The organism is Pacificibacter marinus (genome assembly GCF_018860665.1).
Classification (GTDB): domain Bacteria; phylum Pseudomonadota; class Alphaproteobacteria; order Rhodobacterales; family Rhodobacteraceae; genus Celeribacter; species Celeribacter marinus_A.
In genome coordinates this window covers 81,747-95,220 of sequence record NZ_JAHKPK010000025.1, presented here as the reverse complement: position 1 = coordinate 95,220, position 13,474 = coordinate 81,747, and the positions used below count along the sequence as shown (strand labels likewise).

General features: G+C 53.0%; 13 protein-coding genes. 5 read left to right on the top strand and 8 right to left on the bottom strand.

Features of this window, described 5'->3' with window-relative positions:
* Positions 1-126: 126 nt before the first annotated feature.
* The 3 genes from KO497_RS07710 to tkt form a co-directional block, all read right to left on the bottom strand.
* Positions 127-267 carry a hypothetical protein gene (locus tag KO497_RS07710; RefSeq protein ID WP_215943386.1) on the bottom strand — a complete coding sequence of 47 codons (141 nt, stop codon included), beginning with the start codon at positions 265-267 and terminating at the stop codon, positions 127-129.
* 139 nt (positions 268-406) lie between these two features.
* Positions 407-1,408, bottom strand: a complete 1,002-nt coding sequence (gene gap, locus KO497_RS07705) for a type I glyceraldehyde-3-phosphate dehydrogenase (protein WP_215943385.1) — start codon at positions 1,406-1,408, stop codon at positions 407-409.
* Between the two features lie 339 nt (positions 1,409-1,747).
* On the bottom strand, positions 1,748-3,769 hold the full coding sequence (gene tkt / locus KO497_RS07700) for a transketolase (protein WP_215943384.1): 2,022 nt from the start codon (positions 3,767-3,769) through the stop codon (positions 1,748-1,750).
* 395 nt (positions 3,770-4,164) lie between these two features.
* On the opposite strand from tkt, the gene KO497_RS07695 reads away from it, so the two are divergent.
* Positions 4,165-4,674, top strand: a complete 510-nt coding sequence (locus tag KO497_RS07695; RefSeq protein WP_215943383.1) for a hypothetical protein — start codon at positions 4,165-4,167, stop codon at positions 4,672-4,674.
* A gap of 3 nt (positions 4,675-4,677) precedes the next feature.
* Positions 4,678-5,079, top strand: coding sequence for a cell division protein ZapA (locus tag KO497_RS07690; protein WP_215943382.1), 402 nt, complete (start codon positions 4,678-4,680; stop codon positions 5,077-5,079).
* A gap of 95 nt (positions 5,080-5,174) precedes the next feature.
* Here KO497_RS07690 and grxD read toward each other — a convergent pair whose 3' ends face one another.
* The 5 genes from grxD to KO497_RS07665 form a co-directional block, all read right to left on the bottom strand.
* A complete protein-coding gene (grxD, locus tag KO497_RS07685) occupies positions 5,175-5,537 on the bottom strand; it encodes a Grx4 family monothiol glutaredoxin (RefSeq protein ID WP_215943381.1) in 363 nt (120 codons plus the stop codon).
* A 54-nt stretch (positions 5,538-5,591) separates the two neighbouring features.
* Positions 5,592-5,822, bottom strand: coding sequence for a BolA/IbaG family iron-sulfur metabolism protein (locus tag KO497_RS07680; protein ID WP_215943380.1), 231 nt, complete (start codon positions 5,820-5,822; stop codon positions 5,592-5,594).
* Between the two features lie 106 nt (positions 5,823-5,928).
* Positions 5,929-6,414 carry a hypothetical protein gene (locus tag KO497_RS07675; RefSeq protein WP_215943379.1) on the bottom strand — a complete coding sequence of 162 codons (486 nt, stop codon included), beginning with the start codon at positions 6,412-6,414 and terminating at the stop codon, positions 5,929-5,931.
* A 118-nt stretch (positions 6,415-6,532) separates the two neighbouring features.
* On the bottom strand, positions 6,533-8,692 hold the full coding sequence (gene purL, locus KO497_RS07670; protein WP_215943378.1) for a phosphoribosylformylglycinamidine synthase subunit PurL: 2,160 nt from the start codon (positions 8,690-8,692) through the stop codon (positions 6,533-6,535).
* 492 nt (positions 8,693-9,184) lie between these two features.
* A complete protein-coding gene (locus KO497_RS07665) occupies positions 9,185-10,087 on the bottom strand; it encodes a LysR family transcriptional regulator (protein WP_215943377.1) in 903 nt (300 codons plus the stop codon).
* A 338-nt stretch (positions 10,088-10,425) separates the two neighbouring features.
* Between KO497_RS07665 and KO497_RS07660 the strand changes: the two genes are divergently transcribed.
* The 3 genes from KO497_RS07660 (at position 10,426) to argC (ending at position 13,466) form a co-directional block, all read left to right on the top strand.
* Complete coding sequence (locus KO497_RS07660) at positions 10,426-11,418, top strand: lysophospholipid acyltransferase family protein (protein WP_436799286.1); 993 nt, start codon at positions 10,426-10,428, stop codon at positions 11,416-11,418.
* A gap of 2 nt (positions 11,419-11,420) precedes the next feature.
* On the top strand, positions 11,421-12,233 hold the full coding sequence (gene murI, locus KO497_RS07655) for a glutamate racemase (protein ID WP_215943376.1): 813 nt from the start codon (positions 11,421-11,423) through the stop codon (positions 12,231-12,233).
* A gap of 204 nt (positions 12,234-12,437) precedes the next feature.
* Positions 12,438-13,466: an N-acetyl-gamma-glutamyl-phosphate reductase gene (argC, locus tag KO497_RS07650; protein ID WP_215943375.1), complete on the top strand. Its 1,029-nt coding sequence runs from the start codon at positions 12,438-12,440 to the stop codon at positions 13,464-13,466.
* Positions 13,467-13,474 lie beyond the last annotated feature (8 nt).

Below are 13,474 nucleotides of genomic sequence, written 5' to 3'. Positions count from 1 at the left end.
ACTCCTTGACGCTAGAATGTGAGCAGAAAGTCTGCCCGTTATGGGCGCAAAGGAGGCAATTCTCCCTCGCGTCGTTAACGCTAACATCGCCATCTTTGCCAAAAGGTCAACCGTCAAAGGCGAAAATTATCGCCAAAAGGCCACCAGAGCGATGAGGTCCATGAATTTACGGGCCAAGAACAGCGATGCAGCGCTGTGATTGAGTGTGATGTCTAATGCGATCGCCACAGCGATCAGCACGGCAAAGGCGATGGAGAAGCGATCCATACTCGACATTTATTCCTTGAGCTGCGTCGATATTGGCGCAGGGTCGGGGAAAATCATAGAGGGATTGTACAAAAAGAAAACCGCCCAAAGACCGGATAGATCTTTGAGCGGTGAATTTTCATAAAATCTGGGAGCAATCTTAGTGCATCAAGCGGCCCATAGCGCCGGCGACATCCGCCATGCGCGAGGAAAAACCCCACTCATTATCGTACCACGCCAAAACCCGCACTGTGCGACCAACCACTTTTGTTTGGTCTGGTGCAAAGATTGAGCTTTCAGAGGTGTGGTTGAAGTCGATGGATACCTTGGCTTCCGCATCGTAGCTCATCACCATGCCCATGTAGCCGTTTGCCGCATCGCGCACGATTTCATTGATGTCGTCAACCGTGACGTCTTTGCCAGCTTGGAAGGTCAGATCCACGGCGGATACATTCGGCGTTGGCACGCGTATAGACGATCCGTCAAGTTTGCCTGCAAGTTCTGGTAAAACCAAACCCAAGGCCTTGGCTGCGCCTGTAGAGGTCGGGATCATCGCCATAGCGGCGGCGCGTGCGCGGTATAGATCAGAGTGACGACGGTCCAGCGTGGGTTGGTCGCCTGTGTAGGAATGGATCGTGGTCATGATGCCGCTTTCAATGCCCACTGCGTCATTCAACACTTTGGCCAAAGGCGCAAGACAGTTGGTGGTGCAAGACCCGTTGGAAATCATCCGTTCGTCCGCCAGCATATCGCGGTGGTTCACGCCGTAAACAACCGTGCGGTCAACGTTTGTAGCGGGCGCAGAGATAAGCACTTTTTTTGCACCGCGTTCCAAGTGTACAGCAGATTTCAAACCGTCGTTGAATTTACCTGTGCATTCCAAAACGACGTCAACACCTTCCCAATCCAATTCTTGTGGATCGTAGGTCGACATCACTTTGATCGGGCCGCGGCCCAAATCCAATGTGTCGCCTTCCACTTTGATGTTGCCCCCAAAGCGGCCGTGGACTGAATCGTATTTCAGCAAATGCGCGTTGGTTGCAATCGGACCAGTCGCGTTGATCTTAACGACCTCCACATCATTGCGCGCGGCTTCCGCGATATGCGCCAATGTGCAGCGTCCGATACGGCCAAAACCGTTGATCCCTAGGCGAATGGTCATATGCGTCTCTCCTGGTGCTCTCTTGACGCAAAAGCAACTTTTGCATCCTCTCAGATTTATGCGGTCTCGTGAGGCGCAGCGGGGGGCCACCCAAAGCGCGTCTGAGGTTCGTATAGGGGAGATGGGGCTTTGAAAAAAGACGTTTAGCGCCAACATGTTAGCGTAAACATGTCGTGGTTGCGCTAACAGAAGGGCAGGGATGCGGAAATATATGTTGTAAAGCGACGATTCGAAGTCCTTGGCGCGCTTAATCGCTTATGCCAAAAAGCCCGCGCATCGTTGCACGGGCTTTTCAAGTGTTTCACGCTGGGCGGATTTGGCCCAAAAGCGTTTTTGGACTTAACCCAAAAGCATTTTGACCTGCTCAACGATGTTTTCAGCGGTGATGCCAAATTTTTCGTAAAGCTCGTCGATAGGCGCAGAGGCCCCAAAACGGTCCAAGCCCACAAAGGCTTGTTTTTGCTCACGTCCACGTTCACCCAACAGCAGTTTGTCCCAGCCACCAGCACGTGCGCCGGCTTCAACACCCACACGGACAGGGCCAGCAGGCAGAACTTTGCGGCGGTAGGCCAAGTCTTGCTCGGCGAACAGCTCCATACACGGCATGGAAACGACGCGTGTGCCGATACCAGCCTCTTGCAAAATGTCGCGCGCTGCCATGGCGATGGCAACTTCAGACCCTGAGGCGATCAAGATCGCTTGGCGTTTGCCGTCGGAATCCGCCAAAACATAACCACCCTGTGAGACCAAGTTTTTGACTTTGTGATCTTTACGCAAAGTTGGCAAACCTTGGCGGGTCAACGCCAAAACAGTTGGCGTTTTTTGCGATGTCAGGGCGATTTCCCACGCTTCAGCCGTTTCCACAGTATCACAAGGACGGATGGTCAATGTGTTCGGTGTGGCGCGGCAAATGGCTAAGTGCTCAACAGGCTGGTGTGTTGGGCCGTCTTCGCCAAGACCGATGGAATCGTGGGTCATCACGTATGTGACAGGCACTTGCATCAAAGCAGACAAGCGCATCGCAGGGCGGGCGTAGTCGGTGAAGCAGAAGAATGTTCCGCCGTAAGGGCGCACACCACCGTGCAGCGCCATGCCGTTCATCGCAGCCGCCATACCGTGCTCGCGAATGCCGTAGTAGACATAGCGACCTTTGCGGTTTTCTTCGTCAAAGACGCCCATATCCGCTGTCAGGGTGTTGTTGGACCCTGTCAAATCGGCAGAACCGCCAATGGTTTCTGGCAACACAGGATTCACAACGCCAAGCACCATTTCAGATGATTTGCGTGTCGCCACTTTGGGCTGATCTTCAGAAATCTGCTTTTTAAGCGCGCGGATGACTGAACCCAACTTGTTGGGGGCGTCCCCTGCAAATGTGCGGGCGAATTCGGCTTGGCGGCGCTCTGATTGCTCGTCAAGACGGGCTTCCCACGCGGCGCGAGCCTCGCGGCCGCGTGATCCGATGGCTTCCCATTGTGCTTTGATATCGCTCGGAATCTCGAATGGAGCAGCTGTCCAACCGTAGGCTTCTTTTGCGGCTTTCATTTGATCTGCATCCGTCAAAGCGCCGTGGCCTTTGGATGTGTCTTGTTGTGCGTGGCCCAAAGCGATGTGGGTTTTGCAGGCAATCATAGAGGGCTTGCCTGCGTTTTTCGCGGCTGTGATCGCCGCATCAATAGCCTCTGGATCGTGACCATCGATTTCTTGCACGTGCCAACCGGCCGCTTTGAAACGCATCGGCTGATCTGTGCGATCAGACAGATCAACAGTACCATCAATAGTGATGTTGTTGTTGTCCCAGAACACGATCAACTTGCTGAGCTTTTGACGTCCCGCAAGCGCAATCGCCTCATGGGACACACCTTCCATCAAACAGCCGTCGCCTGCGATACAGTATGTGTAGTGATCTTGCAGTTTTTTACCAAAGCGCGCGCGCAGGTGTTCTTCTGCCATGGCAAAGCCAACAGCGTTGGAAATGCCCTGACCCAATGGGCCAGTTGTGGTTTCAACCGCTTCCAACAAGAAGTTTTCAGGGTGACCAGCTGTTTTGGCGTTCATTTGGCGGAAATTCTTCACCTGCTCCAAAGGCATCTCTTCGTAGCCAGTGAGGTAAAGCAATGAATAGACCAGCATAGAACCGTGGCCCGCAGACAAGATAAAGCGATCGCGATCGGCCCAAAGCGGGGCAGAGGCGTCAAATTTCAGGTGCTTTTCGAACAAAACAGTTGCCACATCGGCCATGCCCATTGGCATGCCTGAGTGTCCTGAGTTCGCAGCAGCGACCGCATCGAGTGTCAAGGTGCGGATGGCAGCAGCACGCATCCAGTGATCAGGGTGCGCTGCGCGCAGTTTTGCGATGTCCACGTGTGGATCTCCTAGCTGTCTCAAAGGCAGCCGCAAAATCCAACATGTTAAGCCAGACTTCGCAGCCATTCGCGTTTGGTGATAACGATGTTGTGCAAAAGTGCAAGCCAGAGGGACCAATTTGCTCCCATATGAAGTTATATAGTCACTTTAGGTCAAGCCGTTGGTAATGCCTTTGCCATGGGCTAACCTCTCGAATCGAACGGTCTTATATATCTTGAACTTGTGCTTTATTGGTTTTGGGGTAGTTTTATACCTGTCAGGTATAGGCCTGTTTTGCAGGGTTTGTGACATCCGCCAAGGATGTGTTATAGAGTGAGAGATATTTGTGCGGTTTACGTTAGAAGATGACTGACACAAAACAGGTATAAGCAAGAACAGTAACAGGTATGGCGATGAGCGAAATTTCAGACTTTGAGACACGGATCACGGCAGCGCTTGAGCGTATCGGCCGTGCAGTGGCTGCCGCCGAAGAACAAAATGCCTCAGGTGGCGGAATCGCCTCTGATGAAATGATGGCCGAAATGGGCCGGTTGCAAGAGGCCTTGGATGGTGAACGCGCCACCAACTTGCAGCTTGAAGAACGTGTACGCGCGATCCATGAAAAACAGCAAAGTCATGTCGCATCTTTGGAAGAAGAAGTCGAAACACTACGTCATCAATTGATGAACCATGATGCCGAAACGCAAAAACTGCGGCGTGTCAACACGCAGCTGCGCGCCAACAACACCGCATTGCGCGAGGCGAATGCGACTGCCATTGGGGATCCGACTTTGGTGAACACAGCTTTGATGACTGAACTCGAAGCGATCAAAGTTGGACGTGATGCCGATCTGGTCGAACTTGATGCGATTTTGAATGAATTGCGCCCGTTCACAGATGCTGCTCAAAAAGAAGAGGCTTGATCCATGCCAGAGATTAAAATTTCCATCGGTGGACGTGAGTTCGAAGTGGCTTGCCAGTCAGGTGAAGAGCATTTCTTGAAATCTGCAGCACAGCTTTTGGACAATGAGGCCACGGTTTTGTCTAGCCAAATTGGTCGTTTGCCCGAAGCCCGCATGTTGTTGATGTCTGGTTTGATGTTGGCAGATAAAACCGCAGGCATGGAAGAACAGATGCGGGCGCTTGAGGCCAAACTTGGCGCACAAGAAGCCCTGTTGGAAGAGTTGCGATCCGCACCTGCACCAGCGCCTGAACGCATTGAGGTGCCTGTGGTGCCAGCCGAGGTGAGTGACACCTTCGCCGAATTGGCGGCACGTACCGAGGCTATGGCCTCTGCACTTGAAGATCGCTTGGGTGTGTCAGCTTAGGTGTTTCGTTAACCTATTGAATTGTTGATGAACTATAAAAAAGGGCGGCGAAGAGATGATCTTCGCCGCCCTTTTTTATCTAGACGCAGACAGTTTTACGCGTTTGCTGCGCGCACTTGGTCGGCTTTTTCTTTGTCGAATGCGACGCCGTTTGCTTCGAACAATGTGTCCAATTCACCAGAAAGCGTCATCTCTGTGATGATGTCACAACCGCCAACAAATTCGCCTTTGACGTAGAGCTGTGGAATGGTTGGCCAATCGGAAAAGTCTTTGATGCCTTGGCGAATTTCGGGGTCAGCAAGAACGTTTTCGTCGTGAAAATCCACGCCCATAAAGTTCAAAACGCCAGCCACGCGGGATGAGAACCCACATTGCGGCATCAATTTGTTGCCCTTCATGAACAAAACAACATCGTTGTCATCAATGGTTTTTTGGATCGTGGCTTTTGCGTCGGACATGGAATCGACCTTTCGAATGTTTGAGCCGCATTAGGCGCGGCAGATGTGTATCTTTTATTCAGGCGCGCGTGTGGACAGGGCCAATGCGTGCAATTTACCGCTGTCGATCTCGGCTTTCAGCGCAGCGTTTACAGCACGTTGCTGCTGTACGCGGTTTTTGCCACGAAAGCTTTCATCGACCACTTCGGCGGCAAAGTGCTGCCCGTCGTCACCTTGAACGACGATGCGGGCCTCGGGAAAGGCTGTGCGGATCAGAGTTTCGATTTCAGCGGCAGTGATGGCCATGTAAGGCGCTCCTTAGTGTCGTCTGTGAGGGTCGTCTTGTGGGTGTGGTTCTTGCTTTGATGTAAATGTAAGGCCCGCGCGGCAGCGCTGCAAGACGTTGATGAGATTAAGACGCAGTGCTTTGCGCCAGTGCCGTCAAAAAAGCGTCATATCGGCGCTTTAGTGTGTCTGTATCAGCCCAAACGCGGGCGCTGCGTTTTAAAATCTCAGTGCGTTCGGTTTCCAGAACCTCAGGCAAATCGCTTTTGCTCGCCTCGGTCAGTTGCACCATTCGCTCATGCAGGGGGCGCAGGTTTTCAAAGTCGCGCATCATCGCGAACATGAGTTCTGGATGATCTTGCCAGCTTTCGCCGTTGAACCGCATCTGCGTCACACGTTGACCTGCGCCCGCGCAATCAAATTTGATGCAACCTTCAAACCCGTCCTCTTTCAGCGAGCTATGGATTTTGCAACTATGATCACGATCTAAATTGGGGCAGGGCGTGCCTGACGCCTTATCGATGGCAAAGTCATCACTCTTTTGAAAGGACATACCCAGGCAGCACAACCCAACACAATTGGCGCAATCGGATGTGAGATCTGGCAGGTCCATGTGGGGCATCCTTGGCTTGGGCTAAACTTGATTTGGGTTAAGATCGGGGGGGTATAAAATCAAAGACCCGCGCGAAGTGGCGGGCCTTTGATCTATTTTATATGGGGCGGCCTGCGCTTTATGCAAAAGTCTCGGCAAAGGCACCGTTGAACACGGCGCTCAAGCTGGCCAATGAAGCCTGTGAGCCGCCAAGTTTCACGGTGTCGCCGCCAAACTTACCAACTGTGACAATCTCTACACCCGCTTGGGATGCTGCTGCCATCAGCGCTTCGGCTTGATCAAAGGTACAAGACACAAGGTAGCGCGCTTGGTCTTCGCCAAACAGTTCAGCTGTATCGCCGCTGTCCAATGTCAGGCCAAGGCCCGCTTTATCCGCCAATTCGAACGCCGCCAAAGCAAGTCCGCCGTCAGACAAGTCGGTCGCAGCGTTGATCAGTTTGCGGTTGGCTTTGAGGAACTCACCATTGGTTTGCTCAAGCGCAAGGTCAACATGTGGTGCATCGCCATCCTCGCGGTTGAACACTTCGGCGAGCAGTGCAGATTGACCAAGATGCGAGCCAACAGCGCCAATCACAACCGCGACATCACCGTCTTGGGCAAGGCCTGCGATCAATTCGTCTTCGTTTGCGATCAGTCCAACAGCGCCGATGGTCGGTGTCGGCAAAATGCCCTCGCCATCGGTTTCATTGTACAAAGATACGTTGCCCGACACGATTGGCATGTCGAGGAATTTCACGGCCTCACCGATGCCCTGCAATGCGCCAACAAACTGCCCCATGATTTCGGGCTTTTCTGGGTTGCCGAAGTTCAGGTTGTCAGTTGTCGCCAAGGGTTTCGCGCCGACTGCCGTCAAGTTGCGATAGGCTTCGGCCACGGCTTGTTTGCCGCCCTCAACAGGGTTAGCTTTGACATAGCGCGGCGTCACGTCTGAGGTAAAGGCCAGCATCTTAGGTGTGCCGTGAACGCGGATCACGCCAGAACCCATGCCCGGTGCGCGGACCGTGTCAGCCATAACTTGACTGTCGTATTGTTCATAGACCCAAGATTTCGCAGCATAGTTTGGCGAGGATAGGAGCGCTTTAAGGCCATCAATCGGATCGATGCTTGGCACGTCATCCATAGGTTCCGCTGCAGGGGTTGGTACCCAAGGACGGTCGTATTCTGGCGCAGATGAGGCCAGCGTGGACAGCGGCAAGTCGCCTTTGACTTCGCCGTTGTGCATGATCAAGAACCGGTCTTCTTCGAGCGTTTCACCAACGATGGCAAAGTCGAGATCCCATTTTTCGAACACGGCGCGGGCTTCTGCTTCAAGCTCTGGCTTGAGCACCATCAACATGCGCTCTTGGGATTCCGACAGCATCATTTCATAGGCGGTCATGTTCAATTCGCGCTGTGGCACGTTTTCAAGATCAAGACGCACGCCCAATTTACCTTTGTCGCCCATTTCAACGGCAGAACAAGTGAGGCCAGCGGCCCCCATGTCTTGGATCGAAATCACTGCACCTGTGGCCATAAGTTCAAGCGTGGCTTCCATCAGGCGCTTTTCAGTGAAGGGGTCACCTACTTGAACGGTGGGGCGTTTGTCTTCGATTGTGTCATCAAACTCAGCCGAAGCCATCGTCGCACCACCAACGCCATCACGGCCGGTTTTGGCGCCGAGATAAACCACAGGCATCCCAACACCAGAGGCGGCGGAATAGAAAATTTTGTCTGTGTCTGCGAGGCCCGCTGCAAAAGCGTTCACAAGGCAGTTGCCGTTATAGGCCGAGTGGAACCGCACCTCGCCGCCAACAGTTGGCACGCCAAAACAGTTGCCATAGCCGCCAACGCCCTCAACAACGCCGTGCACAAGTTGTTTGGTCTTGTGATGCTCTTTGACGCCAAAGGACAATGAATTCATTGCCGCAATAGGTCGCGCGCCCATGGTAAAGACATCACGCAAAATGCCACCTACACCGGTGGCCGCGCCTTGGTAGGGTTCGATGTAGGACGGGTGATTGTGGCTTTCCATTTTGAACACAACGCACTGACCATCGCCGATATCAACGATGCCGGCATTTTCACCGGGGCCGCAAATCACTTGTGGGCCATCAACGGGCAGGCCGCGCAGATGTTTCTTGGAGGATTTATATGAGCAATGCTCATTCCACATGGCCGAGAAAATGCCGAGCTCAGTGTAGGTCGGCTCGCGCCCCATGATCTCGAGGATGCGCGCGTATTCTTCGCCATTCAGGCCGTGCGCGGCAATAAGATCATCGGTAATTTTCGGATCGGTCATGGAAATCCCCCAAAAGGTCATCAGAGCGCCCTGCGCTATGCTTGAAGGCACCCGCGGACGCGTATCTCGGTCAGGCGTTCTCTTAGGCTATAGCGGCGCTTTGGGAAAGAGGGCAGTTGACGTCAAACGGCCTCTAACTGTGGTTTTTACCCTTGAAGCTGTGATCTGCGGCCAAAAGACGAGACGATCTAGGGCTGTGCGCGACTCACTCGAAGGCGTCCGCATACCAAAAACCAAAAAAAAGGCCGAGCATTAGCTCGGCCCAAGTCCAACAGGGAGGTGAAGTTGCTAAGAGTTTCCTCTATCAGCAGCTTCGATGGTTGATTTATGTGCGGTTTGTGAATCGTTCAAGGGGGAATGGGGTAAAATTGCGCATGTCCGCTATGCGCTCAGCGCATAGCTTGGGTGGGGCTTGCTTGTAACGGCCTGAAATAATGGAATATAGGATGAAATTGATAGCACTCACTTCGAGCAGGCCTACAGGCCACGCCCTCAGCTTGGGGTGTCGCGAAGGCGGCGGCGGTACTCATTGATTTCACTGGTGATGAAATCGCGGAACACTTCGATGCGCTTCGAGTGACGCAGTTCTTCAGGGTAGGCCAAGAATACGGGCACTTCATTGCTTTCAACCGTATCCAAAACGCGCACAAGATTTGGCGCGCTGTCGAATAGGTAATCTGGCAAAAGACCGATTCCGAGATCGTTGAGAACAGCTTGCAGCACGCCAAAATAGTTGTTCACGTAGAGTTTGGATTTCACTTCATGCAGGCTTAGCTCATGAGACAGGCTTGCCCCAGCCGCAACCTGCGCCGATTTCGGGTTTTGAGAAATCAGGCGGTGGTTGTCAAAATCGTCCAAATCCTTGGGCGTGCCATGTTCGTCGAGATACTTTTGTGTCGCAAACAATCGCATGCGGATGTTCATCAAGCGTTTGCGGATCAAATCTGCCTGTGATGGCTCTTTCATACGAATGGCCACGTCAGCCTCGCGCATCGGCAAATCCAGTACCCGTTCCTCAAGCATCAGGTCGATCGTCAGGTCTGGGTATTTTTTATAGAGTTTCGACAGGCGGGGGGCTAGCCAAAGTGTGCCAAAGCCCGTGGCTGTGGTGACGCGCAGCTCGCCGTAGACTTCTTCTTCGCTGTCTTTGATGCGCGCGGCGGCCGCATCAAGGCGTTTGGCCATGGCACGGGTGGCGTCAAACAACAATTCGCCTTGTTCGGTTAAGATCAAGCCTCGGGCGTGACGGTGAAACAGCGTTGTACTGAGCGATTCTTCGAGCGCACGAATTTGGCGCGACACAGCCGATTGGCTTAGATGCAATGTATCACCCGCGTGAGTCAGTGATCCTGCATCTGCAACCGCGTGAAAAATCCGTAGTTTATCCCAGTCCATACCTATAACCTTTTTAGTCTCATTACCTGTAACATAGTTGTCTGTCCGGACAAAGTGCGGTTTGGGGGCTCTCATTTGCGTTTTTTGATCAGGCTGCAAGAGGAGATTGCCACTTGTTTGGCTTAGCTTCGCTTTTTCACGAATTTTTTACGTTTACGATAAAAATATAGCTGCCTTAAAACCTGCCTGCGCAGGCTTTAGGCATATATGTCGTTTCAATTCACTGGTTTTGTGTAAAAAATCATGAACCGAGACTCATTTTTTGAGAAAAACAATGGAGGCGGATCGTTTGGCACGCTAAAGTGTCTGAACATTTATGAATGGAATAGCCCCAAGTGATTGTGCATCCAAAACCTAAAAATGGTGCTTGTAAAGAAAGTGCCCGCAAAGATCGCCAAGTCGCGCGAGATATCACCTATGCCAGTTCGGCGCAGACGCGGCCTGGGCGTGCACTTATTCGTGTGATGGAAAATGTCACGGGGCGTTTGTCTTTGATCAAGCGGGCCGAGGGCTATAGCAAAGATCTTGAAGACGGACAGACGATTTGGCAGGTCATGGTGCGCCGTTACGGGCTTGAACTTGATGTGCTTGTGGGCGCGCTGGAAAATATCCCGCGCGAGGGGCCTTTGATTGTTGTCTCGAACCATCCTTATGGGATTTTGGATGGGTTGATGATGGGGCATATCCTTTCGGTTACGCGCGGTGATTTTCGAATTTTGGCAAATACGGTCTTCAAACAGGCCGAGGATATTGATCGCGTAATTTTGCCCGTATCGTTCGATGCAAGCAAAGAAGCGGTGCAGCTTAATCTTGAGACTCGCAAAGTGGCGTTAAAATATCTCGCAGATGGCGGCTGTATCGGGATTTTTCCGGGCGGCACTGTGTCGACCTCTGCCACGCCGATGGGCAAGCCTCTGGACCCATCTTGGCGCGCGTTTACAGCCAAGATGGTCGCCAAATCTGGCGCGCAGGTCGTGCCGATTTTCTTTGAGGGCAGCAATTCACGCCTGTTCCAATTGGCCAGCCATCTGCATTCTAGTCTGCGCACAGGCCTTTTGATCCGTGAGTTTAAAAACCGTATCGATGAACCCGTGCGCGTGGTCATTGGCGAACCGATCGCGCCAGAAGAGCTGGAACCCTACCGCAAAGACCCGAAACAGATGATGGATTTTCTGCGTAGGCGGACCTACGCTTTATCTCCTAATCCCATTGACAATCTGACGCTTGGGTTCGAGTTTGAGGCAAAGCATGGGGCGACTCCGCGTACATTGTTCGGCGCTCCGCTGAAACGATTTCGGGTGTCCACAAAAGGTCAAAAGGACCGGTATTAAGCATGGCAGTAGGTATTTTTGACAGCGGGCTTGGCGGGCTGACGGTTTATGACGCGGTTAGTAAGCGTATGCCTGATCTGCCATTGGTTTATTTCGGTGACAGCGCACATGCGCCTTACGGCGTGCGCGATGCAGATGATATTTACAACTTGACCACGGCGGCTGTTGAGCGTCTTTGGGATGCAGGCTGTGATCTGGTAATCTTGGCATGTAATACCGCCTCAGCTGCGGCTTTGCGCCGGATGCAAGAAAGCTGGATTCCCACTGATAAACGCGTCTTGGGCGTCTTTGTGCCCTTGATCGAGGCGCTGACGGAACGTCAATGGGGGGATAATTCTCCGCCCAAAGAGGTCGCGGTGAAATCCGTGGCCTTGTTTGCCACACCTGCCACTGTGTCGTCGCGCGCGTTTCAGCGCGAACTGGCGTTTCGCGCCATTGGCGTCGATGTCGAAGCCCAAGCCTGCGGTGGTGTGGTTGATGCGATTGAAGACGGCGATATGATTTTGGCTGATGCTTTGGTGCGCTCTCATGTGGATGCGTTGAAACGCAAACTGCCCAAACCAGATGCGGCGATCTTGGGCTGTACGCACTACCCAATGATGGAAAAGGAATTCCAAGACGCATTGGGCGCAGATGTAAAAGTGTTTTCGCAAGCCAACTTAGTGGCCGAAAGCTTGGAAAACTATCTGGAGCGCCGTCCTGAAATGATCGGGGCAGGGACAGAGAGCCAGTTTTTGACAACCGGCGACCCCGCCAAAGTCAGCCGCGGAGCCACGCAATTTTTAAAGCGCCAAGTGACGTTTCAAAAGGCCTGACGCATTCGATGTTTGGTCTGTCCCGTGTTCCTGTCAGTGGTTCGTGGACGCGATCTGACAGGATAATTTCGATGATAGCCTTGCGCCTTTCGGTCTCCTGCCATTTTGCCGCAATTGCGCTTTGCCACCTGCATCAGTACATTAACGCTAATTCCCGCTGCGGGCTTTGCCTGTCAGATCAGCCCTGAGATCAAAGAGAGAGTTATGACCTATAAAATCGCCATTTTGGGCGCCTCTGGTTACACTGGTGCCGAACTCGTGCGCTTGATTGCGACACATCCCAAGATGGACATCGTGGCCCTGTCTGGCGATCGCAAAGCGGGGATGGCGATGGCGGATGTGTATCCGCATCTGCGTCATTTGGACCTGCCTGCGTTGTGCAAGATTGATGACATCGATTTCGCTGGCGTTGATCTGGCTTTTTGTGCGCTGCCCCATGCGACCTCTCAGGCGGTGATTTCGAAATTGCCCAAGACGTTGAAAGTGGTGGATCTGTCCGCTGATTTCCGTCTGCGCGATCCCGAAGCCTATGCAAAATGGTACGGCCAACCTCATTCTGCCATCGAGATGCAATCCGAAGCTGTCTACGGCCTGACCGAATTTTACCGAGACGAGATCAAAGCAGCACGCCTTGTGGCGGGCACGGGGTGTAATGCCGCGACGGGCCAATTCATTTTGCGTCCTCTAGTGGCCTCTGGTGTGATCGATTTGGATGACATCATTCTGGACCTTAAAGTTGGTGTGTCTGGGGCAGGGCGTTCGCTCAAAGAACCGTTTTTGTTCGGCGAATTGCACGACAATGCCTTTGGCTATTCTGTCGGTGGCAAACACCGTCACTTGGGCGAATTCGATCAGGAATTTTCCTTGATCGCAGGGCGTCCGGTTGAGATTCAATTCACTCCGCATTTGATCCCTGCCACCCACGGTATTTTGGCCACGGCCTATGTCAAAGGTGACGCGCAAGCCGTCTATGACGCTTTGGTCAAGCAATACACAGATGAGCCATTCATCCAAGTGTTGCCTATGGGCGAAGTGCCAGCACTTAAACATGTGCGGGCGTCAAATTACTGCCATATCGGTGTCGTCGCCGACCGCCGTGCGGGCCGCGTGATCGTTATCGCCGCACTGGATAACCTGACCAAAGGCTCAAGCGGGCAGGCAATCCAAAATGCCAATTTGATGCTGGGACTTGATGAGGTGACAGGGCTGACCTTGGCACCTGTCTATCCTTAGAGCGGCGA

Bases quoted from the DNA above. Each gene is read 5' to 3' on its own strand.
- KO497_RS07695 (WP_215943383.1), top strand. From the start codon at position 4,165: ATGAGCGAAATTTCAGACTTTGAGACACGGATCACGGCAGCGCTTGAG.
- KO497_RS07665 (WP_215943377.1), bottom strand. From the start codon at position 10,087: ATGGACTGGGATAAACTACGGATTTTTCACGCGGTTGCAGATGCAGGA.
- murI (WP_215943376.1), top strand. From the start codon at position 11,421: ATGGCAGTAGGTATTTTTGACAGCGGGCTTGGCGGGCTGACGGTTTAT.
- argC (WP_215943375.1), top strand. From the start codon at position 12,438: ATGACCTATAAAATCGCCATTTTGGGCGCCTCTGGTTACACTGGTGCC.
- gap (WP_215943385.1), bottom strand. From the start codon at position 1,408: ATGACCATTCGCCTAGGGATCAACGGTTTTGGCCGTATCGGACGCTGC.
- KO497_RS07675 (WP_215943379.1), bottom strand. From the start codon at position 6,414: ATGGACCTGCCAGATCTCACATCCGATTGCGCCAATTGTGTTGGGTTG.
- purL (WP_215943378.1), bottom strand. From the start codon at position 8,692: ATGACCGATCCGAAAATTACCGATGATCTTATTGCCGCGCACGGCCTG.
- grxD (WP_215943381.1), bottom strand. From the start codon at position 5,537: ATGTCCGACGCAAAAGCCACGATCCAAAAAACCATTGATGACAACGAT.
- KO497_RS07680 (WP_215943380.1), bottom strand. From the start codon at position 5,822: ATGGCCATCACTGCCGCTGAAATCGAAACTCTGATCCGCACAGCCTTT.
- KO497_RS07690 (WP_215943382.1), top strand. From the start codon at position 4,678: ATGCCAGAGATTAAAATTTCCATCGGTGGACGTGAGTTCGAAGTGGCT.
- KO497_RS07710 (WP_215943386.1), bottom strand. From the start codon at position 267: ATGGATCGCTTCTCCATCGCCTTTGCCGTGCTGATCGCTGTGGCGATC.